Source organism: Methylobacterium sp. HJ2 (assembly GCF_056431005.1).
Window position 1 is genome coordinate 51,360 of the sequence record NZ_JBWJYM010000009.1, and the last position, 24,966, is coordinate 76,325.

25 protein-coding genes are annotated in these 24,966 nt (G+C 71.6%); 10 read left to right on the forward strand and 15 right to left on the reverse strand.

Going from position 1 to position 24,966, the window contains the following annotated elements:
- Positions 1–158: 158 nt before the first annotated feature.
- From ftsH to pal, 4 genes are all read right to left on the reverse strand, one after another.
- Entirely contained in the window at positions 159–2,081 is a 1,923-nt protein-coding gene (ftsH, locus tag ACS5RC_RS20375) for an ATP-dependent zinc metalloprotease FtsH (RefSeq protein ID WP_478345741.1), read from the reverse strand.
- 81 nt (positions 2,082–2,162) lie between these two features.
- On the reverse strand, positions 2,163–3,212 hold the full coding sequence (tilS, locus tag ACS5RC_RS20380; RefSeq protein WP_478345742.1) for a tRNA lysidine(34) synthetase TilS: 1,050 nt from the start codon (positions 3,210–3,212) through the stop codon (positions 2,163–2,165).
- Between the two features lie 19 nt (positions 3,213–3,231).
- Entirely contained in the window at positions 3,232–4,173 is a 942-nt protein-coding gene (gene ybgF, locus ACS5RC_RS20385; RefSeq protein WP_478345743.1) for a tol-pal system protein YbgF, read from the reverse strand.
- A 128-nt stretch (positions 4,174–4,301) separates the two neighbouring features.
- Complete coding sequence (pal, locus tag ACS5RC_RS20390; protein WP_478345744.1) at positions 4,302–4,802, reverse strand: peptidoglycan-associated lipoprotein Pal; 501 nt, start codon at positions 4,800–4,802, stop codon at positions 4,302–4,304.
- 396 nt (positions 4,803–5,198) lie between these two features.
- Here pal and ACS5RC_RS20395 point away from each other — a divergent pair, with 396 nt between their 5' ends.
- Entirely contained in the window at positions 5,199–5,594 is a 396-nt protein-coding gene (locus ACS5RC_RS20395; protein WP_478345745.1) for a response regulator, read from the forward strand.
- 33 nt (positions 5,595–5,627) lie between these two features.
- On the opposite strand, the gene ACS5RC_RS20400 is transcribed toward ACS5RC_RS20395, so the two are convergent.
- Complete coding sequence (locus ACS5RC_RS20400; RefSeq protein ID WP_478345746.1) at positions 5,628–6,611, reverse strand: WcbI family polysaccharide biosynthesis putative acetyltransferase; 984 nt, start codon at positions 6,609–6,611, stop codon at positions 5,628–5,630.
- A gap of 127 nt (positions 6,612–6,738) precedes the next feature.
- Between ACS5RC_RS20400 and ACS5RC_RS20405 the strand changes: the two genes are divergently transcribed.
- Positions 6,739–7,806 (forward strand): GSCFA domain-containing protein, encoded by a 1,068-nt coding sequence (locus tag ACS5RC_RS20405; protein WP_478345747.1) that lies wholly within the window; start codon positions 6,739–6,741, stop codon positions 7,804–7,806.
- A 99-nt stretch (positions 7,807–7,905) separates the two neighbouring features.
- On the opposite strand, the gene hemC is transcribed toward ACS5RC_RS20405, so the two are convergent.
- The gene (hemC, locus tag ACS5RC_RS20410) at positions 7,906–8,829 is read right to left on the reverse strand and encodes a hydroxymethylbilane synthase (RefSeq protein WP_478345748.1); all 924 of its coding nucleotides are present in this window, start codon (positions 8,827–8,829) and stop codon (positions 7,906–7,908) included.
- 135 nt (positions 8,830–8,964) lie between these two features.
- Here hemC and ACS5RC_RS20415 point away from each other — a divergent pair, with 135 nt between their 5' ends.
- A complete protein-coding gene (locus ACS5RC_RS20415) occupies positions 8,965–10,794 on the forward strand; it encodes an alkaline phosphatase family protein (protein ID WP_478345749.1) in 1,830 nt (609 codons plus the stop codon).
- A gap of 28 nt (positions 10,795–10,822) precedes the next feature.
- On the opposite strand, the gene ACS5RC_RS20420 is transcribed toward ACS5RC_RS20415, so the two are convergent.
- Both ACS5RC_RS20420 and ACS5RC_RS20425 read right to left on the reverse strand, forming a co-directional pair.
- Positions 10,823–11,122, reverse strand: a complete 300-nt coding sequence (locus ACS5RC_RS20420) for an antibiotic biosynthesis monooxygenase family protein (RefSeq protein ID WP_478345750.1) — start codon at positions 11,120–11,122, stop codon at positions 10,823–10,825.
- Between the two features lie 29 nt (positions 11,123–11,151).
- A complete protein-coding gene (locus tag ACS5RC_RS20425) occupies positions 11,152–12,018 on the reverse strand; it encodes a Kdo hydroxylase family protein (RefSeq protein ID WP_478345751.1) in 867 nt (288 codons plus the stop codon).
- Positions 12,019–12,234: 216 nt separating this feature from the next.
- On the opposite strand from ACS5RC_RS20425, the gene ACS5RC_RS20430 reads away from it, so the two are divergent.
- Positions 12,235–12,666: an RNA polymerase subunit sigma-70 gene (locus tag ACS5RC_RS20430; RefSeq protein ID WP_478345752.1), complete on the forward strand. Its 432-nt coding sequence runs from the start codon at positions 12,235–12,237 to the stop codon at positions 12,664–12,666.
- A 61-nt stretch (positions 12,667–12,727) separates the two neighbouring features.
- Here ACS5RC_RS20430 and ACS5RC_RS20435 read toward each other — a convergent pair whose 3' ends face one another.
- The 5 genes from ACS5RC_RS20435 to ACS5RC_RS20455 all read right to left on the reverse strand — a co-directional run bounded on the left by ACS5RC_RS20435 (position 12,728) and on the right by ACS5RC_RS20455 (position 15,871).
- Entirely contained in the window at positions 12,728–13,636 is a 909-nt protein-coding gene (locus tag ACS5RC_RS20435) for a hypothetical protein (RefSeq protein ID WP_478345753.1), read from the reverse strand.
- A 109-nt stretch (positions 13,637–13,745) separates the two neighbouring features.
- Positions 13,746–14,843 carry a glycosyltransferase family 2 protein gene (locus ACS5RC_RS20440; protein WP_478345754.1) on the reverse strand — a complete coding sequence of 366 codons (1,098 nt, stop codon included), beginning with the start codon at positions 14,841–14,843 and terminating at the stop codon, positions 13,746–13,748.
- Positions 14,844–15,112: 269 nt separating this feature from the next.
- Positions 15,113–15,331, reverse strand: coding sequence for a DUF6894 family protein (locus ACS5RC_RS20445; RefSeq protein ID WP_478345755.1), 219 nt, complete (start codon positions 15,329–15,331; stop codon positions 15,113–15,115).
- Between the two features lie 78 nt (positions 15,332–15,409).
- A complete protein-coding gene (locus ACS5RC_RS20450; RefSeq protein ID WP_478345756.1) occupies positions 15,410–15,586 on the reverse strand; it encodes a hypothetical protein in 177 nt (58 codons plus the stop codon).
- An 84-nt stretch (positions 15,587–15,670) separates the two neighbouring features.
- The gene (locus ACS5RC_RS20455; RefSeq protein WP_478345757.1) at positions 15,671–15,871 is read right to left on the reverse strand and encodes a hypothetical protein; all 201 of its coding nucleotides are present in this window, start codon (positions 15,869–15,871) and stop codon (positions 15,671–15,673) included.
- Positions 15,872–16,020: 149 nt separating this feature from the next.
- On the opposite strand from ACS5RC_RS20455, the gene ACS5RC_RS20460 reads away from it, so the two are divergent.
- A complete protein-coding gene (locus ACS5RC_RS20460) occupies positions 16,021–16,338 on the forward strand; it encodes a hypothetical protein (protein WP_478345758.1) in 318 nt (105 codons plus the stop codon).
- Between the two features lie 16 nt (positions 16,339–16,354).
- Here ACS5RC_RS20460 and ACS5RC_RS20465 read toward each other — a convergent pair whose 3' ends face one another.
- Complete coding sequence (locus ACS5RC_RS20465; RefSeq protein WP_478345759.1) at positions 16,355–16,630, reverse strand: hypothetical protein; 276 nt, start codon at positions 16,628–16,630, stop codon at positions 16,355–16,357.
- A 218-nt stretch (positions 16,631–16,848) separates the two neighbouring features.
- Between ACS5RC_RS20465 and ACS5RC_RS20470 the strand changes: the two genes are divergently transcribed.
- The 5 genes from ACS5RC_RS20470 to ACS5RC_RS20490 all read left to right on the forward strand — a co-directional run bounded on the left by ACS5RC_RS20470 (position 16,849) and on the right by ACS5RC_RS20490 (position 22,177).
- The gene (locus tag ACS5RC_RS20470) at positions 16,849–17,955 is read left to right on the forward strand and encodes an OpgC family protein (protein WP_478345760.1); all 1,107 of its coding nucleotides are present in this window, start codon (positions 16,849–16,851) and stop codon (positions 17,953–17,955) included.
- Positions 17,907–18,800 carry an SGNH/GDSL hydrolase family protein gene (locus ACS5RC_RS20475; RefSeq protein ID WP_478345761.1) on the forward strand — a complete coding sequence of 298 codons (894 nt, stop codon included), beginning with the start codon at positions 17,907–17,909 and terminating at the stop codon, positions 18,798–18,800. The genes ACS5RC_RS20470 and ACS5RC_RS20475 overlap by 49 nt, the downstream gene beginning before the upstream one ends.
- A 177-nt stretch (positions 18,801–18,977) precedes the next feature.
- Positions 18,978–19,487 (forward strand): hypothetical protein, encoded by a 510-nt coding sequence (locus tag ACS5RC_RS20480; protein ID WP_478345762.1) that lies wholly within the window; start codon positions 18,978–18,980, stop codon positions 19,485–19,487.
- Positions 19,488–19,706: 219 nt separating this feature from the next.
- A complete protein-coding gene (locus tag ACS5RC_RS20485; RefSeq protein ID WP_478345763.1) occupies positions 19,707–21,053 on the forward strand; it encodes a lipopolysaccharide biosynthesis protein in 1,347 nt (448 codons plus the stop codon).
- Entirely contained in the window at positions 21,053–22,177 is a 1,125-nt protein-coding gene (locus ACS5RC_RS20490; protein WP_478345938.1) for a GNAT family N-acetyltransferase, read from the forward strand. The genes ACS5RC_RS20485 and ACS5RC_RS20490 overlap by 1 nt, the downstream gene beginning before the upstream one ends.
- 295 nt (positions 22,178–22,472) lie before the next feature.
- Here the strand turns inward: ACS5RC_RS20490 and ligA are convergent, their stop codons facing one another.
- Positions 22,473–24,953, reverse strand: coding sequence for an NAD-dependent DNA ligase LigA (ligA, locus tag ACS5RC_RS20495; protein WP_478345764.1), 2,481 nt, complete (start codon positions 24,951–24,953; stop codon positions 22,473–22,475).
- Positions 24,954–24,966 lie beyond the last annotated feature (13 nt).

Sequence of the window (24,966 nt, forward strand, 5' to 3'; positions counted from 1 at the left end):
TCGGTGCCTGTCACACGGCGGCCGGACAATCCCGCCGGACTGGCGGATCCGGGCCTCGCTCAAGCGCCGCGCGGGGTCGGATCCCCGTCGGGGCACCGACGCACAAAGGGCGCCCGAAGGCGCCCTTTTCATGTCCCGGCTTCGGCAGGCCGCGGCGCTCAGCCCTGCGGCTGCGGCTCCAGGCCGCCGTCGCTCTCGCGAGGCCGGCCGCGCCCAGCCGTCGGCACCGAGGAGCCCCGGGCCGGGGTCGGAGGGACGTCGCCGCCGTCGCGCACGGGCGGGTGGCCCTTGAGGAGGTTGCGGATCTCCTCGCCGGACAGGGTCTCGTACTCGAGCAGGCCCTGAGCCAGCGCCTCCAGCTCGTCCTTACGCTCGCCGAGGATGCGGCGCGCATCCTCCAGCCCGGCCTCGACGAGGCGGCGCACCTCCGCGTCGATCTTCTGGGCCGTCGATTCCGAGACCGATTGCTGCCGGCCCATCGACATGCCGAGGAAGACCTCGTCGTTGTTGTCGCCGTAGGCGACGGTGCCGAGCTCCGGGCTGAAGCCCCAGCGCGTGACCATCATCTTGGCCAGCCGCGTCGCCTGCTCGATGTCCGACTGGGCGCCCGAGGTGACCTTCTCGGGGCCGAAGGTCATCTCCTCGGCGATGCGTCCGCCCATCATGATGGCGAGGCGCGAGGTCATCTGCTCGTAGCTCATCGAGAGCTTGTCGCGCTCGGGGAGCTGCATGACCATGCCGAGTGCCCGGCCGCGCGGGATGATCGTCGCCTTGTGGACGGGATCGGTCGCCGGCACGTTGAGGGCGACGATGGCGTGGCCGCCCTCGTGATAGGCGGTGAGCCGCTTCTCGTCCTCGGTCATCACCAGGGTGCGCCGCTCGGCGCCCATCATGACCTTGTCCTTGGCGTCCTCGAACTCGTGCATCGTGACGATGCGCTTGCCGCGGCGGGCGGCCAGCAGCGCCGATTCGTTGACGAGGTTCATGAGGTCGGCGCCCGAGAAGCCCGGGGTGCCGCGCGCGATGGTCTTGAGGTCGACGTCGGGGGCCAGCGGCACCTTGCGGACGTGGACGCGCAGGATGCGCTCGCGCCCGGTGACGTCGGGGTTCGGCACCATGATCTGGCGGTCGAAGCGGCCGGGCCGCAGCAGGGCGGGATCGAGCACGTCGGGGCGGTTGGTCGCCGCGATGATGATGACGCCCTCGTTGGCCTCGAACCCGTCCATCTCCACGAGGAGCTGATTGAGGGTCTGCTCGCGCTCGTCGTTGCCGCCGCCGAGACCGGCGCCGCGATGGCGACCGACCGCGTCGATCTCGTCGATGAAGATGATGCAGGGCGCGTTCTTCTTGGCCTGCTCGAACATGTCGCGCACGCGGCTCGCGCCGACGCCGACGAACATCTCCACGAAGTCGGAGCCCGAGATGGTGAAGAACGGCACGTTGGCCTCACCCGCGACGGCGCGGGCGATCAGGGTCTTGCCGGTGCCGGGCGGGCCGACGAGGAGCACGCCGCGCGGGATGCGCCCGCCGAGACGCTGGAACTTCTGCGGGTCGCGCAGGAACTCGACGATCTCCTGCAGGTCCTCCTTGGCTTCCTCGACGCCGGCGACGTCGTCGAAGCTCACGCGCCCATGCGCCTCGTTGAGGAGCTTCGCCTTCGACTTGCCGAAGCCCATGGCGCGGCCGGCGCCGGACTGCATCTGGCGCGACAGGAAGATCCAGGCCCCGATGAAGACGAGGATCGGCAGCCAGCTCACCAGCAGCTGGATGAACCACGGCGTGTTGTCGGAGGGCGGACGGGCGGTGATCTGCACGCCCTTGCCCTGCAGCTTCGACACGAGGCTCGGGTCGTTGGGGGCGTAGCTGGTGAAGTTGCCGCCACCCACATAGGTGCCGCTGACGTCCTGCCCGGAGATCACGACCGACTGGATCTTGCCCGCATCAGCATCGTTGAGGAGCTGGCTGTAGGCGATCTCGCTGCCGCCGCCCCGATGTCCCGGATTCTGGAACAGGGTGACGAGCGCGAGCACGAGCAGGAAGATGACGACCCACAAGGCAAAATTGCGAAAGTTCGGGTTCATCGACCAATCCTTAGCGAGCGCTGGCCCCCTCGCCCGACCATGCGGGTCGATCCGGCACTCGTCGCCAATGTAGGCAGTGGCCTACCCCTTGCCAAGTAACGCGGCCGGGCCTGCGACGCGGCCGGCACGGCGTCGCGGCGGAGCGGCCCCGAATGTCAGGCGCCCGCCCGCATCCGCGGCGACGACGCGGTCGCGCAGGGTGCGGCGCAGGGGGCGCCCGGCCCGTAGCGCGGGCAGCAGGTCCTCGAAGGCGAGACGCTCCAGGCGCGCGAGGCGCGGCGTCGCAGCCTCGCCGCCCTCGCCCATGCCCGCGATGACCCGGTCCAACGCCAGGTCGAGGACGCGCAGGAAGACGGCGTCGGGCAGCGCGGCCAGTGCGACGCCGTCGAGGGCGAGGGGGTCGTCCCCGCGCAGGGCCCCGGCGAGGGCGGCCTCGGCGATGGCGCGCAGCGCCGCCTCGTCACGGGCCGCGCGCTCGGCGAGGCGGGCGAGCCGATCCGCGGTCAGGCCCTCCGCCGCCAGCAGCGGCATCAGGCGCCGGAGGCGCGTGCGCGCGAAGCGCGGATCCGCGTTCGAGGGATCGCGCAGGTAGGCGACGGCCCGCGCCTCGCACCAGGCCACGAGATCGCTCTTGGGCAGGTCGAGGAAGGGCCGGGCCAGGATCAGCTCCGGCCCGAGCCGCCGCTCGCGCCGCATTCCGCCGAGGCCGGCGGGGCCGGTGCCGGCGGCGAGGCGCATCAGCAGCGTCTCGGCCTGATCGTCGCGCGTGTGGCCGGTCAGGATGCGGCGGGCCCCGATCTCCGCGGCCCGCGCGGCGAGCAGGCGGTAGCGGGCCGCGCGGGCCGCCGCCTGGATCCCGCTCGCGGGGTGCGGACCCGTCCAGGCGAGGATCGCGTGCGGCAGGCCGAGGGTGGCCGCCTGGCCGGCTACGATGCGGGCCTCGTCGGCCGCCTCGGGCCGCAGGCCGTGATCCACCGTCGCCACCTGCACCGGGCCGGCGCCCATGGCCGCGGCGGCATGCATCAGGGCCGTCGAATCGGGGCCGCCGGACACGGCCAGCAGGCAGGGCCCGGCGCCCAGGTGCGGGAGGAGCGCGGCGGTGAGCTGTTCGGTGAGCGGGTCGCCGCCCATCCGCGGGCCTGTCGCCCGCTCAGGCGGCGCAGCGCGCCCGCTTCTGCTCGCGGGCGACGCCCTGGCGGACGGTCTGGCCGGCGGCCGGGAACTTGCGCTCGAGCTCGGCCAGGGTGGCGCAGGCCTGCTCGCGGGCCCCGAGGGCGTTGAGCGAGACGCCGAGCTTCAGCATGGCCTCGGGGGCCTGGGACGAGCGGGCATAGTCCGTGGACACCTTCAGGAACTGCTCGGCCGCCTCGCGATTGCGGTTGCGCTGCAGATAGCTCTCGCCCAGCCAGTAGGTGGCCGCCGGCACGTGGCCGTCGCGCGGGTGGGACTGGATGAACTGCCGCAGGCTCATCTCGGCCTGCTCGTACTGGCGCGCCTGGATATGCGCGAAGGCCGCATCGTAATCGGAGCGCGCATCGCCGGTGGCGGTCGCCGCCACACTGGCGGCCGGGAGGGCCCCCGTCGTGCCGATCCGCGGCGGCGGGGCGAGATCGACCGGCTCGTCCGCGGCCTCGCCCTCCTCGATCGCTCCCTGGGGCAGGCGCTGCACCGGCTGGGGCGCCGCGCCCGCGATCGGGGCCGAGGGCATCGTGGCGCCGAGCTGCTGCGGCAATCCGGGCTGGCCGGGGCTCTGCTCGGGATCGAACGCGTCGCCGCGCCGCTGCGGCTTGGCCGCCGGGTTGCCGGAGCCCGGATTTCCGCCGTTGACGGGGCCGCTTGAGGCCGGCGACCGTGCGCCCTTGCCCTCCTGCTTGCCCTCGGACAGGCGGTACTCCACGTCCTCCTGGAACTTGCGCAGCTGCTCCTTAAGCTGGCGGTTCTCGTACTGCAGCGTCTCGATCTGCCCGGCCATCATCCGCGACTGGTTCTCCAGCCGATTGAGGCGGACCACGAACTCCGACGCGTCCTGGGCGCAGGCGGGCGCGGCGGCCGCGAGGGCCAAGCAGGTGGTCAGCAGGAGGCGGCGAAGCATGGCTCAGGGCACCGATCGTTGCGGCGGTCCGACGCTGCGGCGCCGGCCCGCCGGTAGCAGATGCGCGCCGCCGCGGCAAAAGTGGGGCGCGTGCGCCCGGCGTCAGGGCTCCGGGGCAGGTCGCCGGCTCAGGTCCCGGCGCCGCGGTCGAGCACGGTGACGGCCCGGCGGTTCTGCGACCAGCAGGAGATGTCGTTGCAGACCGCGACGGGGCGCTCCTTGCCGTAGGAGACCGTCCGCATCCGGCCGGCGGCGATGCCGCGCGAGGCGAGATAATCGTTCACCGCCTGGGCACGCCGGGCCCCGAGGGAGAAGTTGTACTCGCGGGTGCCGCGCTCGTCGGCATGGCCCTCGATCAGGAAGGCGTAGCGCGGGTAGCGCTGCAGCCAGGCGGCCTGCTTGTCGAGGGTGGCGGTGGCGGTCGGGGTCAGGTCCGTGGAATCCGACTCGAAGAACACCCGGTCGCCGACGTTGACGACGAAATCCTGCGCGCTGCCCGGCGTCGCGGCGCCCGCCCCGAAGGCGGAGGCGTCCGCCAGATCCTTGTCGTTCGAGCAGGCGCCGACACTCAGCGCCGCGCAGAGGGCGAGGCCGAGGGAGAGGGCGCGCAGGCGCGCGGGCTGGGTCATGACACACTCCTCGAGACGGGGGCCGAAGGCCGGCGACCGGTCTTCGCGGCTGATCCCGCGACATTTGCCGGCCGCCTTGATAGGCCGGCTCGGTTAAGCGAAGGTTCCGTCAACCTTGACGGCAGGTTTCGATCGGCTCCGTCCCGGTCGCGCCGTGCGCTCGCGCACCCCGGACCGAAGCTGAGCCGCTGGTCCGTTCCTGACGCGCTCCGAATACGGCAAGCTCGCGGCGGCCGCCGGGGACGCGGCGCGGACCCCGCCGGCGTGGCAGACCGGCCACAGCGTGTGCCGCGCCGCATCGCGACCGGACCGCCCCGCCTCGGGCCCGGAGAGGCTTAACGCATTCTCAACGCGATCGACTCAGTTGTTCGGGGAGAGCATTCCCGGATCGAGCCGATGCGCCCCGCCCAGAAGGTCCTCATCGTCGAGGACAGCTACATCCTCCTTGAGATTATCGCCCAGCTCTGCCAATCGCGCGGCGTGACGGTGATCGAGGCCTCGAGCGGCGAGGCCGCGCTGACGATCCTGCGCGAGCGCGGCGCCGCCGTCGACTGGCTGTTCACGGACATCAACCTGCCGGGCCTGATCGACGGCTGGACCGTGGCCGACGCCTTCCGGGCGCAGCATCACGACCGGCCCGTGGTCTACACCTCGACCGGAACGGGGCAACACCCGCGCGCCGTGCCGGGCAGCCTCTACCTGCGCAAGCCGTTCCAGATCCGCGAGATCAACGCGCTGGTGAAGATGATGGTCGACGGGATCGCGGATCGCCCGGTGCGCGCGGCCGTGTGAGCCGCTGGTGAGGCCGCGCTGGCGTTCGCCGGCTCAGCGGCCTCTCGCCGCGAGGAATATCTCGGCGATCCAGGGGGCGCCCGTCCAGGTCTCGACGCGGGCGCAGGTGAGGTCCCCGGGTTCCGCAGCGTCGTAGAGCGCGAAGCTCTCCGCGAGGAAGCCGGTCAGGTCGAAGAGCTGCGGGAAGGCGTCGCCGCGGGGCTTGCGCTTGAACAGGTAGGATCCCGTCAGCCCGAACAGCTCGGCGATCGGCGGGTAGACCGGCCAGATCACGTCGCGGGCGAGTTCGTCGCCGAGGTAATCCTCGACCTCGACGGTCTCGGGCGAGAAGGCCGACTCGGTGAGCAGCCGCCGCGCGATGTCAGCCGTCACGAAGGCCTTGGGATGGTTGATCACGTGCATGAAGGCGCCGCGCCGGCTCCAGCGCGCGACCTCGCGCTCCAGCCCGAAGTTCAGTGAGGCGGACGTCGAGACCAGCTCGCGAACGGCCGCATCCCAATGATCGAAGTAGCCGAGCCGCTGGAACACGTCGGCCCGGAACAGGGATGCCGTCTCGGCGACGGTCAGGCCGAGCCGGTGCGCACAGAGCGCGATCGCCGAGTGGTACTGGCCGAGGGGGGACGGCGCGAGCTTCTGGCTGGCGAGATCCTGCGTGCGCCCAGCATAGACCATGTCGGGGTGGAAGGCCGAGAACACGATCGTCGGAAACAGGATCAGGCGCGGCTCGCGCGCGTGCAGCGTGCCGACGTCGCCGCCCGGCAACAGGCCGCCGGGGAAGGCCTGCGAGTAGACGTGATCGAATTCGGAGAGCGTCCGGACAAGGCCGTCGAGATGCCCGTGATCGCGCTTGAGGGTGCCCATCGGCAGGTAGCGCACGGGGCTGTCCGGCGCGAACAGGCGCATCGCCTGGGCGACGCCGCGGGCCTGGCAATTGCCGATCACCGCGATGCTCGGCCCCTTGCGGGTCTCCTCCGCGGCCTTAGCCCGCCACGGTGTCGCCCAGGATGGTGCCGACAAGGAGATCGCGCTACGGGCGCGCCGGGGAAGATCGTTCAGGGCCAAGGTCGCGCCGGGTCTCGCGGATGCGGGGCGCACGGCGCCAGGAGCGCCGCGGCCCGCGGACGGTACGGACGAAGGATCGGAAATGGGCAATAATCCGTATACGGGTCTACCGGCCGAGCGATTCTGGCGCAAGGTCGTGACCAACGTGCCGCCCTTCGCGGTGAACCCGCGCCCGCGCGAGACCTTCGCCATCGCCCGCACCGACCGGGTCGCGACCGGGGGCTCCTGCTTCGCGCAGCGCGTCGCCGAGGCCCTGCGCGAGGCCGGGTTCAACTACTACCTAACCGAGGCGCCGGCCCCCGGCATGAGCCCGTCCGAGGCGCAGGCGCGCCAGTTCGGCACCTTCTCGGCCCGCTACGGCAACCTCTACTACACGCGCCAGTTCGTGCAGCTCTTCGACCGGGCCTACGGCCGATTCGACCCCGAGCTGAAGGCGTGGCTGCGCGAGGACGGGCGCTACGTCGACCCGTTCCGCCCGACCGTGGAGCCCGCGGGCTTCGCGAGCGAGGCGGAGGTGGTCGACGCGCGCGACCTGCACCTCGCCGAGGTGCGCCGCCTGTTCGAGACCCTCGACGTCTTCGTGCTGACGCTCGGCCTCACCGAGGGCTGGCGCTGGCGGGCGGACGGGGCCGCGCTGCCCCTGGCTCCCGGCGTGGCGGGCGGCAGCTTCGATCCCGACCTCTACACCTGCGTCAACGCGGGCGCGGCCGAGGTGCTCGCCGATCTCCAGGGCTTCCTGGACCGACTCTGGAGCGTCAACCCGGCGGCGCGCGTGATCTTCACCGTCTCGCCGGTGCCGATGATCGCCACCTACATGGACCGGCACGTGATGGAATCGAACAGCTACTCGAAATCCGTACTGCGGGTCGCTGCGGACGAGGCCTGCGCCGGCGCCGACCCGCGCGCCGTCTACTTCCCGGCCTACGACATCGTCACCAGCAACGTGAATGCCGGGCGCTACTACAACGACGACCAGCGCACCATAAACGACGCGGGCGTGCGCCACGTGATGCGCCTGTTCCTCGAGACCTTCGCCAAGGACCGCGCGGTGCCCGCCCCCGCCCAGGCCGGCACGGACTTCAGCGCCGAGTTCGAGGGCACGGCGGGCGTTATCTGCGACGAGGAGCAGATCGAGCGCAGCGTCGCATGAGAGCCTCTCGCAAGGCCTCCGATCACCGGGCGCCCGCCCGCAAGTCTCCGACCGCGCCGCGGACGCTACGTGACAGGCTCCGAGCCCGGGGCACTGCGCCTACTGGAGGTGGCGCGGGTAAGTCTCGCCGGCGGCGGCCTTCAGCGCGGCGCCGGCCTCCCGGCCAATCGCTTCCGCATCCGCCACCGTCCCGAATCGGGAAACCGCCCAGTGCCGGCTGCCGTCCGGCAGGAACAGGAGGCCGTCGAGGCTGAGCGCGTCGCCGTCGATCCGGGCGAGCGCAGCGATCGGGGTGCGGCAGGAGCCGTCGAGCTCAGCCAGCAGCGCCCGCTCGGCGCCGACCGCCGTGGTCGTGCGGACGCAGGCGATCGGCGCCAGCAGCGCGCGCACCTCCGCGTCGTCGGCGCGGCACTCGATTCCGAGGGCGCCTTGGGCTACGGCGGGGAGCATTTCGTCGACCGGGATGACGCTGCGTGCCAGGCCTTCCAGACCAAGGCGTTGCAGACCGGCGATCGCCAGCAAAGTGGCATCGCATTCTCCGCTCTCCAGCTTGCGCATCCGTGTGTTGGCGTTGCCACGCAGCGGCACGATCCGCAGGTCCGGGCGCCGCATGAGCACCTGCGCGGCGCGGCGGAGCGAGGAGGTGCCGACGCGCGCGCCCGGCGCCAGGCCGGCGAGCCCGTCCGCGTGCGGCGACAGGAAGGCGTCGCGCGGGTCGTCGCGCTCCAGGATGCAGGCGATGACGAGCCCGTCCGGGAGCCAGGTCTCCACGTCCTTCATCGAGTGGACCGCGACGTCGATCTCGTCGGCCAGCAGCGCCTGCTCCAGTTCCTTGGTGAACAGGCCCTTGCCCCCGATCTCCGAGAGCGGCCGGTCGAGGATCTTGTCGGCGACCGTGGTGACGACGACGAGCTCGGTCTCGAGGCCCGGATTGGCGGCGACGATGCGGTCGCGCACCATGCCGGTCTGTGCGAGCGCCATGGGGCTGCCGCGGGTGCCGATGCGGAGAGGACGCTGGATCATGGGACGCTGAGGCCTCGAGGCGGGTCGATCCTCGTAGCCAGCGGCGATGCGCCTGTCACGCGACGCCGGCCGCGATCGTCATCCCGCCGTCGCATTGCTCCGGCTAAGGCGGCTCGTCCACCGAGAAAGTGCGCCATGACGCCCCGCCGGAACGCCCATCGAATCATCGCCGTCCTCTCGGGCATCGCCGCGCTCGCGGGAGCGGCCGCGGCGGCGGAACGCCCGCACAATCTCGTGCTCGTCGTCCCCGACGGCCTGCGCAGCCTCGCCGTGCAGCCGGAGACCGCGCCCGCGCTCGACGCGCTGCAGCGCGAGGGGGTGCGATTCGAGAACAGCCACGCGCTGTTCCCGACCTTCACCATGCCGAACGCCTCCGCGATGGCGACGGGCCACGCCCTCGGCGATACGGGCACGTTCTCGAACACCCTCTACACCGGCTTCCCCGTGCCGGGGGCGGGTGATTCGGTGACGCCCTTTCTCGAGTTCGACCACGTACTCGGCGACATCGACGCGCATTTTTCCGGCAGCTACATCGACGCCGACACCCTGCTGAAGGCGGCGCGGGCGCAGGGCTACAGCACGGCGACCATCGGCAAGCTCGGCCCCGCCCTCCTGTTCGACCACACCGAGCGCAGCGGGCAGCGCACGGTGGTGGTGGACGACCAGACCGGCAGCCCGAACGGGATCCCGCTCGCGGGCTGGCTCGCGGAGGATCTCGGCCGGCTCGGCCTGCCGGTCGCGGCGCCGTCCCGCGGGGAAAATGGCAAGCCCGGCGACTTCGCCCGTCCGGGCACCCGGGAGGCCAATGTCGGGCAGCAGCGCTACTTCGCCGATGTGCTGACGAAGGCCGTGCTTCCGAAGTTCCGCCAGGACGGCAAGCCCTTCCTCGTGGTGTTCTGGTCGCGCGACCCGGACGGCACGCAGCACAATCACGGCGACGGATTCCTCCAGCTCACCCCCGGCATCAACGGCCCGACCTCCCGGGCGGCCCTGCGCAACGTCGACGACAACCTTGCGCAGCTGCGCGCCGCGCTGGCCGATCTCGGCCTCGCGGAGACGACCGACGTGATGGTCTCGGCCGATCACGGCTTCTCGACCATCGGGAAGGAGAGCGCCACGAGCCCGGCCGCCCGGGCCTCCTACGCCGACGTGCCGCCGACCCATCTGCCGCCGGGATTTCTCGCCCTCGATCTCGCGGCGGCGCTCGGCCTGCCGCTCGCGGATCCCGACGAGGCGGGACGGCCGGTGGCCGCGGGCACCCACACGCGATTCGGCAACGGCCTGCTCGGGCCGGATCCGCGCGTACCCGACCTCGTCGTGGCGGCCAACGGCGGCTCCGATCTGATCTACCTGCCCAAGGGCGACGCGGCGCTTGCCGCCCGCACCGTCGCGGCGCTGCTGGCGCAGGACTACGTGGGCGGGCTCTTCGTGGACGACGCGCTGGGCGCGTTGCCCGGGACGTTGCCGCTGTCGTCCGTCGGCCTGAAGGGCTCGGCGCTGATGCCGATGCCGGCGATCGTCGTGAGCTTCCGCAGCGTCACCACGGGCTGCACGGAGCCGACGCTCTGCGCCGTCGAGATCGCCGACACCCGGCTGCAGCAGGGCCAGGGCATGCACGGATCGTTCAGCCGCGCCGATACCCGGAACTTCATGGCCGCCGCCGGGCCGAGCTTCCGCACGGCGTTCCGCGACGCGGCGCCCGCCAGCAACGCCGATATCGGCATGACGATCGCGCACGTCCTGGGCCTGAGGCTCGAGGGCCGCGGCAGCCTCGTGGGGCGGGTACTCTCCGAGGCGCTGCCCGGGGGCGCCGAGCCGGCGTGGCGCCGCGACCGGCTCGCCTCGCCGCCGTCGCCCGAAGGGCTGCGCACGGTGCTGGACCTCCAGATCCTCGGCGAGACCCGCTACTTCGATGCCGCCGGTATTCCGGGGCGCGTGGTGGGTCTCGCGGCAGAGCCCCGCTGAGGGGCGCGGCGCCGATCGGCCGCGCGGCTCAGAACGCCTGCAGCACCAGCTCCGTATGCTCGACGCTGGGCGGCGCCTCGAAGCAGGGGGAGACGATGGCGCGGTAGGCCTTCCAGGCGTCGGATCCGGTGAAATCCTTGGTGTGGGCCTCCAGCGTCTCCCACTCGATCAGCAGGCGATAGCGCTGCGGCTTCTCCACCGAGCGCCGGACGGCGAAGCTGCGGCAGCCCTTGGCGTCCCGGAAGATCTCGGCGGCGCGGGCGATGCCGGTCTCGAACTCGGCCTCGCTGCCGGGCTTCACGTCGATCTGGGCGATCTCGAGGATCATCGAAGGCTCCTGATGGGCTAATGGGTGGGTCACTGAAGCGGGCGGCCGAGCTTGCGCGCGAGGATGCGCTGCGGGCTGGCATCCGGGTCGGCCTGGGCCGTGACCGGCAGGTAGGCGGTCTGCTCCAGCATGTAGCGGCCGCCCATGGCGCCGTGCATGACGAGGTCGGAGAAGGTCACCCAGGTCTGACCCGGCAGGAAGGCGACGTCGGCCTGCGGTGCGCTCGCCTGATACGCCTCGTCCTGCTTCAGGGCGTCGTGCAGGTGGAGCATCAGGTGGTCGTACTCGGAGCGCCGGGCTTTGGTGATGCGGAGCGCGGCCAGAAGGCGCGCCGAGAGCGGCGAGTAGCCCGGCAGCTTCGGCAGGAACTTCTCGGCCATCGAGCCGAAATCCTCGCCCACGCGCCAGCGCCGCGGCTCCCCGTTCGGATTGATGTTGCGGAACACGCGCAGGATCCGCTTCTCGCCGATCGGATTCGACGGGAAGGCGTCGACGTGGAGCCGGGTGTCGTCGCGGCGCCAGCTCAGCTTGCGCTGGTCGACGTCGAAGGGGCGGTAGGAGGTGCCGGCCAGCGCGACGCGGCCCGTGTAGTCCGGCAGGAACCGGTCGATCAGCCCCTCGGCGAAGGCACGGTAGCGCACGAGGAGCTGGCGCAGGGCCTCCTGTTCCTCGGGCGTCCCGGCCGCGCCGCGGAGCTCCGCCGACACGCCGCGGATGTTCACGTTCTTGGCCTTGCCGTCCGCGAAGGGACGCTCGACGAAGCGCTTCTCGAAGTCGCTGAACGGGAAGTCGAGATCGGGGAAGAGCAGCACCGCCCCGCCCTCGAGCGCCTGCGCGAGCGAGGCGCCGCCGGGCCGCGGCTCCGCCTGGGAGACGGTGAGGATCGGGCTGATCATGTCCGGGACGGTCTCCTGCCGCGTGATCGGACCCGCCGTTTAGCCGAGAGCCCGCGCCGAGACCAGACGACCGGATTTTGCGGTGGATGACAGGGCCGGGGATTCGCCAAGTCAGCCTTCCAGGTCCCGGACCGCTTGCGCAACCCCGTCGTGATCCGGCACGTTCAGGCAATGTTCCGGGCTCCAGGCCCGCACCCTCCGGGATCGAGACCGCCGATGGCGACGCTGAAGGAATTTGAGGAGGCCCTGCGCGAGCACGGCATGAACATGGCGCTCGCGCTGCTGGAGCGCCTGCGCGAGCGCGACCGCGCCACCCGCACGGTGAAGCCTGCCCGCCGCCTCACGGGCCAGAAGATGACGCCCGAGCTCGCCCGGTCGATCCTCGACCTTCACGCGAGCACGGGCATGACCCAGCAGGAGATCGCCTTCAAGGTCGGGGTGAACCAGGGCCGCGTGAACGAGGTGATCAAGCGCGGCAAGTGGCTGAGCGACGATCCGCAGGCGCCGGAGGCGGTGGCCCGCGACAAGGCGAAGGCGCGCTTGCGCGGCGAGCCCAAGCCGCGCAAGGCCGCCTCCGCGACGGCCAAGGAGCGCAAGCCGTCCCAGCGGCGCGCCAACCAGGGGCAACTCGCCCTCGGCGATCTCTGACCCGGTCCAGACCGCGTCGCGACGGGGACCGGCCCCGTGCCGGACCGGGCCGTCTTGCGCCTCAGCCCGGCGAGGCGCTGAACCGCCGCCGGAAGGCGCGCTGGGCGCGAAAGCCCAGCGTGCGCATCAGCGGCGGCGCGAACACCCGGAGGGGCACCTTGCGCAGGCGCCGCATCAGGTCGCTGGAGACGTTCAGGACGTCCGTGATCTTCCAGATCCGCAGGACCGAGGCGACGTAGCGGCTCTCGTCCAAGACCGGATGGATGAAGGTGTGCCGCGTGAGTTTCGGCAGTTCGGCCTCCAGGACCGGCGGCCACCAATCGTACTGGCTGGTCGAGCCGAGATCCGACAGCTCGACCAGCGTGTAGCCGGCCGATTGCAGCTCGGTCGGGATGAAGACCTCGCAGAAGGGCCAGTTGCGCATGCGGCCCTCTTCGTGGGCGCGCGAGAGTTCGAGACGCCGGTCGTAGAGCCGCTTCACGGCACGGTTCGAGAAGGCGGCGAAGCAGATCAGCCGCTTCGTCACCGCGGCCACCGGATAGACATCGCTGCAGCTGACGACGTGCTCCTCGATCGGATCGCCCTTGGTCAGCGACAGGAGATCGGCCGAGGCGGCGGAGATCCGGCTCACGATCGCGTCGATGTCCTCGTTCAGGGTGACATCGTACTCGGTCATGATGTAGTAATCATAATCCGGAAATTTGTTATAGAAGAAATACAACGGGTAGTCGCCGTTGAACCAGAGGAAGTTGCCCGATCCTGCCTTCGCCAGTCCGAGATCCATGATCGACTGATTGGTATGGCTCAGCACGCGATCCTGTCCGGTCCGCACGGGCCCGTTGGTCTCGTCGAGCAGGACGTAGAGATCGCCGCCGCCGATCCGCGCGCTCAGGCGCTGGTACTGGCGCTCCACGAATGCGTCCCAGATATGGGTGCGGAACAGGACTGCGTAGCGCGGTTTCGACTGCATCGTGGTTGTGCCTCCGGTTGGGATCTTCGACGGCTCGAGCGTTCGGCCATCACGGGACGGGTCGGGAATGGGGGTCAGACGGGGCGGGTCTCGCCGACGGACCTTCGCCTCAAGCCTCGGCCTCTGCGGCCTGGCCGGCGACCGCGAACGGCCGGGTGGCGCGCCTGCGCCAGGGATTCAGACGCTCGCGCGTCAAGCGCAGACGCAGCGGCTTCGGAGCGGCCGTCACGGCGGCGAGCCAGAGCAGCTTGCGCAGCGAGAAGGTGCCGAGGCCGTGCTCTCGCAGCAGGAACCGCACCCAGCGCAGAGCGGCGAACGGGCTCGGCCGCCGGCCCGCCACGAGGTGGTCGAGAACGGTGTAGTCCGACGCAACGAAATGCGCCGCCGCGCCCGGGACCGGGGCGATCCCGCCGCGGCGCGCCAGGAGGCGGTTGAGGTGATCCAGGCGGTCGCCGAACCGCGCCTCGTCGCGCCGCACGCGATCGCGGTTGAGCGGGTCGGCATGGCTGGAATGACCCTGCGCATGCACCCGGTAGGCGCCGAGGGGTGCGGCCAGCGTCACGATCGGGCCGGCGAACGGGGCGTAGAGCAGCGTCACGCCGTCGATCGCGGTCTCGTAGGCGATGTCGCCGACGCGCTCGATCACGTCGCGCCGGAAGATGTTGCCGGAGGTCGGAGGCGCCGTGACGGTTCCGGTGCGCCGGATCTCCGCCTGATGATAGGCGCTGTCCATCGCCGTCTGCAGGGCTGGATAGGGTTCGGCGAAGGGCCGCCCGGCCTCGTCGATCGGCGTGAGCTGGAACTGGATCTTGGCGGGCTCGGCCTCGACGAATTGGGCCGCCGTCGCGAGCAGGTTCGGCGCGGCGAGGTCGTCGGCGTCGAGGATGTAGAGGTAGCGCCCGCGCGCGACCTTCACGGCCTCGAGGCAGGCGCGCGCCTGTCCGAAGCGGTGGGTGCGGACCAGCCGGCAGCGCGCGCCGAGCGATTCGAGATACGCGATCGATCCGTCGGTCGAACCGTCGTCGACGACGATCAGTTCGTAGGACGCGAAGGTCTGCGCCTCGATGCTGGCCACCGCATCGGCCAGGAAGGCGCGATAATTATAGGTGTTGATGATGACGGAGAAGAGCGGGCCGTCCGCTGCGGGCGGGCAGTCCGCCCCTTGCTCGTGGTCGTCGCCCGGGCCGGCGCGATCGCGGCTGTGCATAAAATTGCCTCCCTTCGAGACGGGAATCGGGGGAGTCCTCTCGGTGTGCCGGCACCCACGCTCCGGTGTCGACATGCGGATCCAGCACAGCCAAGCATAAGGCGCGCAGGAACGCAGAGAGATGACACCGAACGCCAAGCCGCACGTCGACGTACAGGGTTAGATAGGGTGGGCGCTCGCACATTTCATGCCTCGCGACGCACCGTGATGTCGGTTCTTACTTCGCCTCGACGATCGCGCGCGCGATACCGGCCGGGCTCCGGGCCGGTTCAGGCGATGGCGATCCGGCGCAGAGGGCGCCCGTTCCGGTCCCGGATCACGATCTCCCAGGGGCCGACGGAGCGGGTCAGCCGCGCGGTCCTGCGGATCTCGTCCAGCACGGATTGCGCGTGGTCGGTGGCCCCGTCGAGGTCGGCCGCATCCATCCCGCCCTCGTCGCGGATGGTGTCCTGTCCATCGATCAGGTCGAGAAAGTAGCGCGGCGACACGGCTCGGATCCCGGAGCCAACAGGGTATGCCGGCTCGGCGCCGACACCAAGGGCCGCGCGGCGGATCCGGCGCCCCTCTCAGGTCTGCGGCGTCCGGACCTTCGCGGGCAAGGGCGGCTCGATCCGACCCGGGGTCGGATGCGGCCGGGACCGCGCGGCGGCGGATCCGCGGCGGTCGACGCTCTCTCTCAGGCGGGACAGCGTCGCATCGCTGATCGTGACGATCTGCCCGGTACGCGGGTCGAGGACCACCATCGCGGCCTCCTTACTCGATACCCCCGTCCCGCAGAACACCCGGAAATTCGGGCCAAAACTTGACCATAGGCCGGCGGGGGCCGGTCAGGCCCGGATCCGCCGGTCGGCGCGGTTCCATTCGCGCTCGCGCCGCCGCAGGGCGAGGACGAGATCGGCCAGCAGCGCGGGCAGCGGATCGCCCGCGGCGCCGAGGTATCCGGGCCGCAGCGTGGCGGCGAGGCCGTCGCGCGCACCGCTGCGGCGCGCGTCGTGGACGTCCTGGCTGGCGAAGCGTGTGTGCTGCATCGTCGTTCCCACTTTGTTCGCTGCCGAACCTGGGGCGGAACGGTTAACGGCCGGTTAAATGTTGCGGCTCTGTTCACATCCTGCGGCCCGCCGGTTTGACTTCGCCCGGCGATCCGGGCTCAGTCCGGGCGGGTGCAGTGAGCCTCATCGTGGACGACACGCTTGACCTTCGCGAACGGCTCGGCCGGGCCTGGCGCGCGACGCTCGACGCGGCGATCGCCAACGGCGCGCCGCCGGTCGCCGTGATCGAGACGATGGCGGCGGTCGCCCACGAGCGCTTCGCGGAGGCGTTCGGTCCCCTCGCCGCGGCGAGCTACCTGCAGCTCCTGGCCGAGCAGATGCGCGATCTCGACCGGGGCGAGACCGAATTCCTGGTCCGCGGCGAGGCGCCCGGGGACGCGACCCCGCCCGAGGCCGAGGGCGGGTTCGATCCGGCTTGGCTGACGGGGAGCGGGCCGCAGACCTAGCGGCCCCGCGCAGTCCCTACTTCGCGCCGCAGCCTACGCAGATGCCCTTCTGGATCTGGTCGTCCTGCTTCATCTTCGGCGTGCGCTCGGTGCGGTCGCCCTCGACATCCGCGCCGCCGCCGCCCGGGCGCGGCATCGTCCGCCCGACGGAGGAGGTATGGGGCGCGGTCACGGTCGAGGTCGGGCCGCCGCCGGTTCCGGTGGAGGCCTGCGCCAGCGCGGCGGCGGGCGCGGCGAGCAGGAGCGCGCAGGTCCCGGCGCGCGCGAGGATCTGGGCGGGCAGGCGCGGCATCGGAACCATCCTGGTGTCGGGCTCGCGCGATCCGTGCGGACCGGGAGCGGCTTCTCTGGCGCACAACGCGGGAGCCGGCCCCCGGTTCGCGCGACGGCGATCCCGGTCGTATCGCGGTGCAGCAGCGGCGCACCTTGGCAGAGCGGCCCCGCACGCCGTATCACCGCCGCGCCTTCGAACCCGCCCTGCGCCCTCGAATCTCCGGAGCCGCCACCGCGATGCGGGAACCGAACGCGATCGACTTCTGGCGAGGCCTCGCCCTGGTGACGATCTTCATCAACCACGTCCCGGGCAACACCTTCGAGCGCTACACCTACTCGCAATACGGCATCTCCGACGCCGCGGAGCTGTTCGTCTTCCTGGCGGGCTGGTCGATCGGGATCGCGACGCGCGGGCGGGACGGCGTGTTCGAGCCGCGGGGCCGCACCGTGGTGCGCCTCCTCTCGCGCACCATCGAGGTCTACCGCGCGCAACTCACGGTGATCACCATCGCGCTGGCGATGATCGCCGGCAGCGCCCTGCTGCTCGACAACCCGCTCATTCTCGAATGGCACAACGCGGGCGGATTCTTCGCCGACCCGATCCAGACCATCGTCGGCGTCGTGCTGCTGACGCACCAGCTCGGCTTCTTCAATATCCTGCCGCTCTACGTCGTGCTGCTCGGCATCGCGCCGATCTTCCTGCTCATCGCCCGCGAGAGCCGGACCGCGGCTCTGCTCGTCTCGGGCAGCCTCTACGCCCTCAGCCTGATCGAGGAGTGGAACCTGCCCTCCTGGCCGGGCCAGGGCGACTGGTTCTTCGATCCGTTCTGCTGGCAATTGCTGCTGGTGCTCGGCTTCGTGCTCCAGGACTGGAACCGGCAATCCGACGTCTTGCGCCGCACCGCGCGACGGCTCTTCCCGCTGGGCGTTGCGATCGTGCTCCTCGGAATCGTCCTGTCTCTGCTTGAGATTCGTCCCGATCCGTTACGCGTTCCGGATCCACGCCTCATTTTTACCTTCGACAAAACTTATCTGACCCCCGCGCGGCTGATACACTTCCTCGGCGTCCTGCTCGCTTTCGGGCCGGTCTACGGCGTCCTCGCGCCACGGATCGGGCCGGTGACGGGCTACCTCGCGCGCCTCGGCCGGAATTCCCTGGCCGTGTTCTCGATGGGGTCGGTACTGAGCCTCGGCGGGCAACTCTTGCGTTTCTGGACGGGAGGCGGCTTCCTCGTCGATCTGTCCATCCTCAGCATCGGCCTGCTCGCCCTGGGCTTCACCGCATGGTTCGTCGAATGGCGCTCCCGCAAGCCGCAGCCCCGCACCGCCGCGCGCGTGCCCTGATCCGCGCCGCCCTCGTCATCGCCACAACGCTCGGGTGCGCCCTCCCCCTCGCGGCCGAGGAGGCTGCGCGCCCGATGCCGACCGTCGTGTCGCCGCCCGCGCTCGGCGAGACGGGCGATGCCAGCCTGTCCCCCGAATGCCGCGTCCCCGGCTCCCAGCTCTACACGCTCGCGAAGCTCAAGGCCGTGAAGACCGCCCTCCGGGAGAAGCGGCCGGTGCGCGTGCTCGCGATCGGCGGCACGTCAGCGGGACTCGGCGCGTCGACGACCTATCCGATCCGGCTCGAGACGGCGCTGGAGCGCTCGCTGCCCGACGTCGACGTCCAGATCGAGGCCCGCGGCCTCCAGGGCGAGATCGCGTCCGGCGCCGCCGAGCGCCTGCGCAGCATGGTCGCCGAGGTCGATCCCGACCTCGTCGTCTGGCAGGTCGGCACGCACGACGCCCTGGCCCGGGTGGAGCTCTCGGCCTTCACCGACGCCCTCGACGAGACGGTGCGCTGGATCAAGTCGCACGAGATCGACGTGGTCCTGGTCGATCCGGTCTATACCGCGAGCCTCGCCGACGACGCCTATTACAACGGCATCGTGAAGGCGGTGCACGACGTGGCGACGCGCGAGATGGTCCCTCTGGTGCTCCGCTACGAGGCCATGCGCTACCTCGCGGGCCGCGCCGACAAGACCGAGACGCACATGCTCGGTCGCCAATTCCGCCTCAACGATCTCGGCCTGCGCTGCATGGCCGAGCACGTGACCCGGGCGATCACCCTGTCCCTGCTCCAGCCCGACGTCACCGGCGGCGTCAAGGAACCGCCCGCACTGAAGGCCGAGAGCAAGCCCGCGCAGTAAACGATCCCGCGATCTGGAACTGCGGACTCCCTGGCTTCTGTCTCGCGGCGGCCCCGTGACCGATCGGCCAAGTCCGATCGGTGGTTTGCGAAGGTTCGGCGTCCTGGCGCGCAGGCGCGGAGAGGCCTGCGTCTTCCGCCGCCGCAAGGACGAACACGCGATGCATCGGAGGTGATGATGGCCCAGACATTCGTTGCTGGACCCAGACGTACGAAATTCATCAACTTCGTCTTCACATCGCCATCGCGAACCATTGATCTCCCGAACTGGCTCGCCTGGGTCAATGCGAAGGGCGCCCATGCCATCGAGGGTGTGTCGAGCCTGATCGGGGCGATCTGCGAGAACGCCGAGGCCAATCATGCGAAGATCGCCCACCTCGTGATCTATGCTCACGCCAGTCCGAAAGCGATCCACATCGGAAAGGACAGGATCAGTCTCGAAACGTTCGACAGCTACAAGAGCGAGTTGGAGCGCGGGAGAAAGTACTTCGTTCCCGGCGTGTCCTTCGTGCACTTCGCGGCCTGTCGGCTGGGCCAGAATCCGCCGCTTCTGATGAAGTTCTCGAAGGCCTGGGGCAACGTCGATGTCAGAGGGTACAAGGATCCTCAATTCGTCGAAGACGAGATTCCGCTCGGCGAGGGAGCGTTCGTGACGTGCAAGGGCACGCTATGCACGCCGAGCCTCTGATACTGCCCCAGGTCCCTGTTGTGATGAGCATGCGTGCGGCGAGCCCGCAACCACGGCGTCGGCAGGCGCTCTAGGCAGCGGGCGCTTCGATCCACCCGTTGCCATCTGTCGGTTCGCGATCCCGGCGTCTCGACGGTTCGGGGTCCGACGGGCGCGTTAACGGCGCGGCAACCCGCTGCCGCCTAGACCGGACGACCGGTCTCTCGGCACGGGACGAGCATGGCAGCCTGGGTTCCCCTCGGCACGGCGCTGCGACGCCTCGACGCCGCGCGGGCGGGCGCCGCCGGTGCGGCGCTCGGCGTCTTCTCGGTCCGCGTCGCGTCGGCCGGCTTCGCCTACGCGGTTCAGGTGCTCGCCGCACGGCTGATGGGCTGGGACGCCTACGGCGTCTTCGCCAGCGTCTGGGTCTGGACGGCCATCCTCGGTCACACCCTCACACTCGGCCTGTCGCAGGGCGCGAGCCGCTTCCTGCCGGTGCAGCAGGCGCGCGGCGACCTCGAGGAGGCCCGCGGCTTTCTCCTGGCCGGCGCGCTGCTCACGCTCCTGGCCGCCCTCGGCATCGGCCTCCTCGGCATCGCCCTCCTGCACATCGCGCCCGCGATCCTCGCCGAGCCCTACCGGGTCCCGCTGGTGCTCGCGGCCTGCCTGCTGCCGATCTTCGCGCTCCAGGATTACCTCGAGGGCGTCGCCCGCAGCCAGAACTGGGCGCTCCTGGCGATCGCGCCACCCTACCTCCTCCGCCAGATCGCGATGATGGGCGCGCTGGTCGCGGCCGTCCTCGCGGGCGCGCCGGCCGAGGCCGGCACGGCGATGGCCTGCATGCTCGCCGCCGCAGCCCTCTCCACCGCCTTGCAGGCCGGACTGCTCCTCGTCCGGCTGCGCCGCGTGCTGCCGCCGGGGCAGCGGCGCTACCGGCTCGGTGCGTGGCTGCGCGCCTGCCTGCCGATCGCGCTGGTCGACCTCGCGAGCGCCGGGTTCGGCTTCGTCGACGTGGTGATCCTCAGCCTCCTGATGCCGCCGGCGGCCGTCGGCCTCTACTTCGCGGCGACGCGGATCCAGCAATTCGTGGCCTTCGTGCATTTCGCCGCCGCCGCCGCGACGGCCCAGCGCTACAGCGCCGCCCACGCCCTCGGCGATCGCATCGCCCTGGCGGGCCTCATCCGGTTCCAGGGACAGGCCACGGCCGCCGCGACGCTCGCGGTCGCCCTCGGCGTCGTCGCCGCGAGCCCGCTGCTCCTCGCCCTGTTCGGACCCGGCTTCGGCGAGAGCGTGCCGATCCTCGCCCTGCTCGCCGCGGGCAGCGTCGCCGCCAGCCTGTTCGGGCCGAGCGAGGATCTCCTCACCATGCTCGGGGGAGAGCGGCTCTGCGCCGCCATCACCCTCGCGCTCCTCTGCGTCGCGGCGCTGCTCTGCCTCGTCCTGATCCCCCTCCTCGGCGTCATCGGCGCCGCCTGCGCCATGGCCGTCGCGACGGTGCTGCGCGCGCTGGCCCTGTCTCTGGCCGCGCGGACCGTCCATGGATTGTCGACCCCGGTCTGGTCGGGCCTCGCGGGAGCCGCGCGATGATGGCTGCCGCCGCCGCGCCCGACGCGCTCGAGGTCCGATCCTGCGCCGTCGCCGATCTCGACCCGGCGGACTGGGATGCCGCGTTCGCGCGGGCGACGGCCCCGAACCCGCATTACAGCCGCCATGTCCTCGGCGCGCACCGCGCGGCCGGTCTGCTGCCGGCCGATCTTTCCATGGTGTCGGTCCGTCGGGCCGGCCGGGTGCTCGCGCTGCTGCCGTACCGGCTGCGGCGCGACCTCGCCGGGCTCGGCGGGCAGGTCGCCCGCCCGTTCCTGTCCCCGTTCGTGACCTCGACCGCGCCCCTGATGGCCGACACCACCCCCGCGGTGTGCGACGCCCTGGTGGCGGGGCTGGCGGCCGCCTCCGGCGGCCGGGCTTGGCGCTGGCCGCTCGTACCGCTCGATCGCAGCGAGGGCCTGCGGGCGGCGATGCTGCGTGCCGGCTGGTCGGTCGGAACCGTCGCGGCGTTCGAGCGGCCGGTGCTCGACCGGCGTCCGGACCACGCGGCGTTCCTGGCCGCCCATCCCCACAAGGCGCGGCTGAAGGATCTCCGGCGGCGCGCCAAGCGGCTGGGCGAACGCGGCGCCCTGCATCTGGAGACCGCCACGGACGGGCCGGGACTGGCCGCCGCCGTGGAGGCCTTCCTGGACCTCGAGCGCGCGGGCTGGAAGGGGAGCGCCGGGACCGCGATGGCCTGCCGCCCGGAGACGGCCGCGCTTGCCCGCGCCCTGTTCTCGGCCTCCGCCGGGCCGCTCACCGGACGGGCGGACAGTCTCATGCTCGACGGAACGCCGCTCGCGATCAGCCTCGCGCTGGTCGGAGGCGGCGTCGCGACGCTCCTCAAGACGGCCTACGACGAGCAGAGCCGCAGCCACGCGCCCGGACTCGTCCTCGAAGCCGAGATCGTGCGCGTCGCCCACGAGACGGGCTTCGCCGACCGCCTCGATTCGGCGACGCTCGCCGGATCGGCCCTCGAGAGCCTCTACCCGGAGCGCGAGCGGATCGGCGAGATCATCGCCCTGCCGCCGGGCGCGGAGGTCCTGTCGCTCGACCGCCGGATCCGCCTCGCCCGCTTCGAGGCCCGCGCCCGCGACGCGGCCAAGCGCGCGCTACGGAGGCGCTAGCCCATGCCGCCCCGGTTCCGCGGCGGCCGGGCGCTGCGATGGCTCGGGCTCGCGGCCGTGCTCGCCCTCGCCGCCTGGATCGCCTTCCATCTGCGCTAGACAGGCGACGCCGGGACCGGCCGCGACGCGCGGCGGCACGACCCGCCCGGATCCGTCGCGCGCGCTCGTGACGATCGATTGGGACTTCGCTTGCCGAATCCCGATCCGATCTCCCGGGCTGTGCGGGCATTGCCGTGCCGTCGCGCCGGCGGATGCCGCTGCGGCACCGAAGGTGCGCGGTCGGGGATCGGGCCGATCAGGCCTGCCCGATCCGCTCCAGCCACTGCGCCTCGGTGAGCACCGTGACGCCGTGCTTCTCGGCCTCCTTCAGCTTCGATCCGGCGCCGGGCCCCGCCACCACCAGATCGGTGTTGCCCGAGACCGACGAGGCCACCTTGGCGCCCATCCGCTCCGCGGTGGCCTTGGCCTCGTTGCGGGTCATGCGCTCCAGGCTGCCGGTGAAGACGACGATCTTGCCGGCGAGGTCGGTGCCGCCCGCCGCCGGCAGGTCCGGCCGCTCGGTCCGCACTTCGGCGAGCAGGGCCTCCACCGCTGAGCGGTTATGCGCTTCGGCGAAGAAGTCGATCAGGGCGTCCTTCACCACGTCGCCGATGTCGCTCGCGCCCTCCGCGAAGGTCAGGTAGGCCGCGCAAGGCCGCTCCTGTGCGGCGCGCAGGAGCGCCTCCTCCAGGGCCGGTCCCTCGCCGAAGGCCGCGACGAGGCGCTCGCGCGCCGCCGCGCCGAGCCCCTTCACGGCGCCGGGCGCGAAGGGATCGACCGGCTCGCCCCGCTCCGTCCGCTCGGCGACGACGGCCAGCAGGCTGTCGCGCACCACCGGGCCGATCCGCTCCACCGCGTCGAGCTGGAGCCAGGCGAGGCCGGGCCGGCAGGCGCCCGCCGCATCGACCGCCCCGATCAGGGCCGGCATGTCGGGGAAGACCTTGGCGAGCTCCTTGGCCGTCACCTCGCCGACCTGCGGGATGCCGAGACCGAAGATGAAGCGCGGCAGGACCACGCTGCGCCGGGCCTCGATCGCCGAGAACAGGTTCTCGATGGCGAGCTGGCGCTCGGCCTCCTTCTTGGCGGCCTTCTTGGGCGGGTCCACGGTCTCGCCGGCCGCGCGCGCCGCCTCCTCCTTCCGGCGGGCGCGCTCGTCGGCCAGCGCCTTGCGGCGGGCGGCGAGCGCGGCCTTCACCGCCTCGAAATCGAGCCGGAAGATGTCGGCGGGCTGGCGGATCAGCCCGTCCTCGAACAGGGTCTCGATATAGGTCTCGCCGAATCCCTCGATGTCGAAGGCATTGCGCGAGACGAAGTGCTTCAGCCGCTCCACGGCTTGGGCCGGGCAGATCAGGCCGCCGGTGCAGCGGCGCACCGAATCCGGTTTCTTGGTGCGCGGGTTGAAGGCGCGCACCGCCTTGCTGCCGCAGGCCGGGCAGGTCTCCGGGAAGGCGTAGGGCTGCGAATCCGCCGGGCGCTTCTCGAGGACGACGTCCATCACCTTCGGGATCACGTCGCCCGCGCGCAGCACCACGACCGTGTCGCCGACCCGGATGTCCCGCCCGTCGCGGATCAGGGCGCCGTCGCCGCCGACGCCCCGGACGTAGCCCTCGTTGTGCAGCGTCGCGTTCGACACCACGACGCCGCCCACCGTCACCGGGCGGAGCTTGGCCAGGGGGTTGAGCGAGCCGGTGCGGCCGACATTGATCGCGATCTCCTCGACGACCGTGAAGGCCTCCTGCGCGGCGAATTTGTGGGCCAGCGCCCAGCGCGGCGAGCGCGAGACGAAGCCGAGCCGGCGCTGCAGGCCGAGATCGTCCACCTTGTAGACCACGCCGTCGATGTCGTAGCCGAGATCGGCGCGCTCCGCCTCGATCGCCCGGTACTGGGCCAGCATCGCGGCGGTGTCGGCGCAGCGGATCGTGCGCGGGTTCACCGGCAGGCCCCAGGCTCGGAACCGCTCCATCACGCCCGATTGCGTGCCCTCGAAGGCCGGCTCCACCGCGCCCCAGGCATAGGCGAAGAAGCGCAGCGGGCGCGTGGCGGTGATCGCCGGGTCGAGCTGGCGCAGCGACCCGGCCGCGGCGTTGCGGGGATTGGCGAACAGCGCCTTCCCCTGGGCCTCCTGGCGGGCGTTGATCGCCGCGAAATCCGCGTGGCTCAGGTAGACCTCGCCGCGGATCTCGCAGAGCGGGGGCACGTCCGCGCCGATGAGCCGCTCGGGGATGTCGGCGACGGTGCGCGCGTTGGCGGTGACGTTCTCGCCGATCTCGCCGTCGCCCCGCGTCGCCGCGGTGACGAGCAGGCCGTCCTCGTACCGCAGGGAGAGCGACAGCCCGTCGATCTTCGGCTCGGCCGTGAAGGCCAGCGGCTCGGCCGCGGGCCAGGCGAGGAAGCGGCGCACCCGCGCCACGAACTCCTCGACCTCCGCATCCGCGAAGGCGTTGCCGAGCGAGAGCATCGGCACCGCGTGGCGCACCTTGGCGAACTTCTCGGAGGGCTTGGCCCCGACGGAGGCGCTCGCCGCCCCGGTGCCGGCCAGGTCCGGGAAGCGGCTCTCGACGGCCTCGAGCCGGCGGCGCAGGGCGTCGTACGCCGCGTCCGTGATCTCGGGCGCATCCTCCTGGTGATAGAGCCGGTCCGCCTCGGCGATCTGCTCGGAGAGCGCCGCGTGCTCGGCCCGGGCGGCCTCTTCGGTGTCAGGCAGGTCGGTCTCGCGGGACGCGGCGGGCTTGGGCATGGTCGCGGCTGGG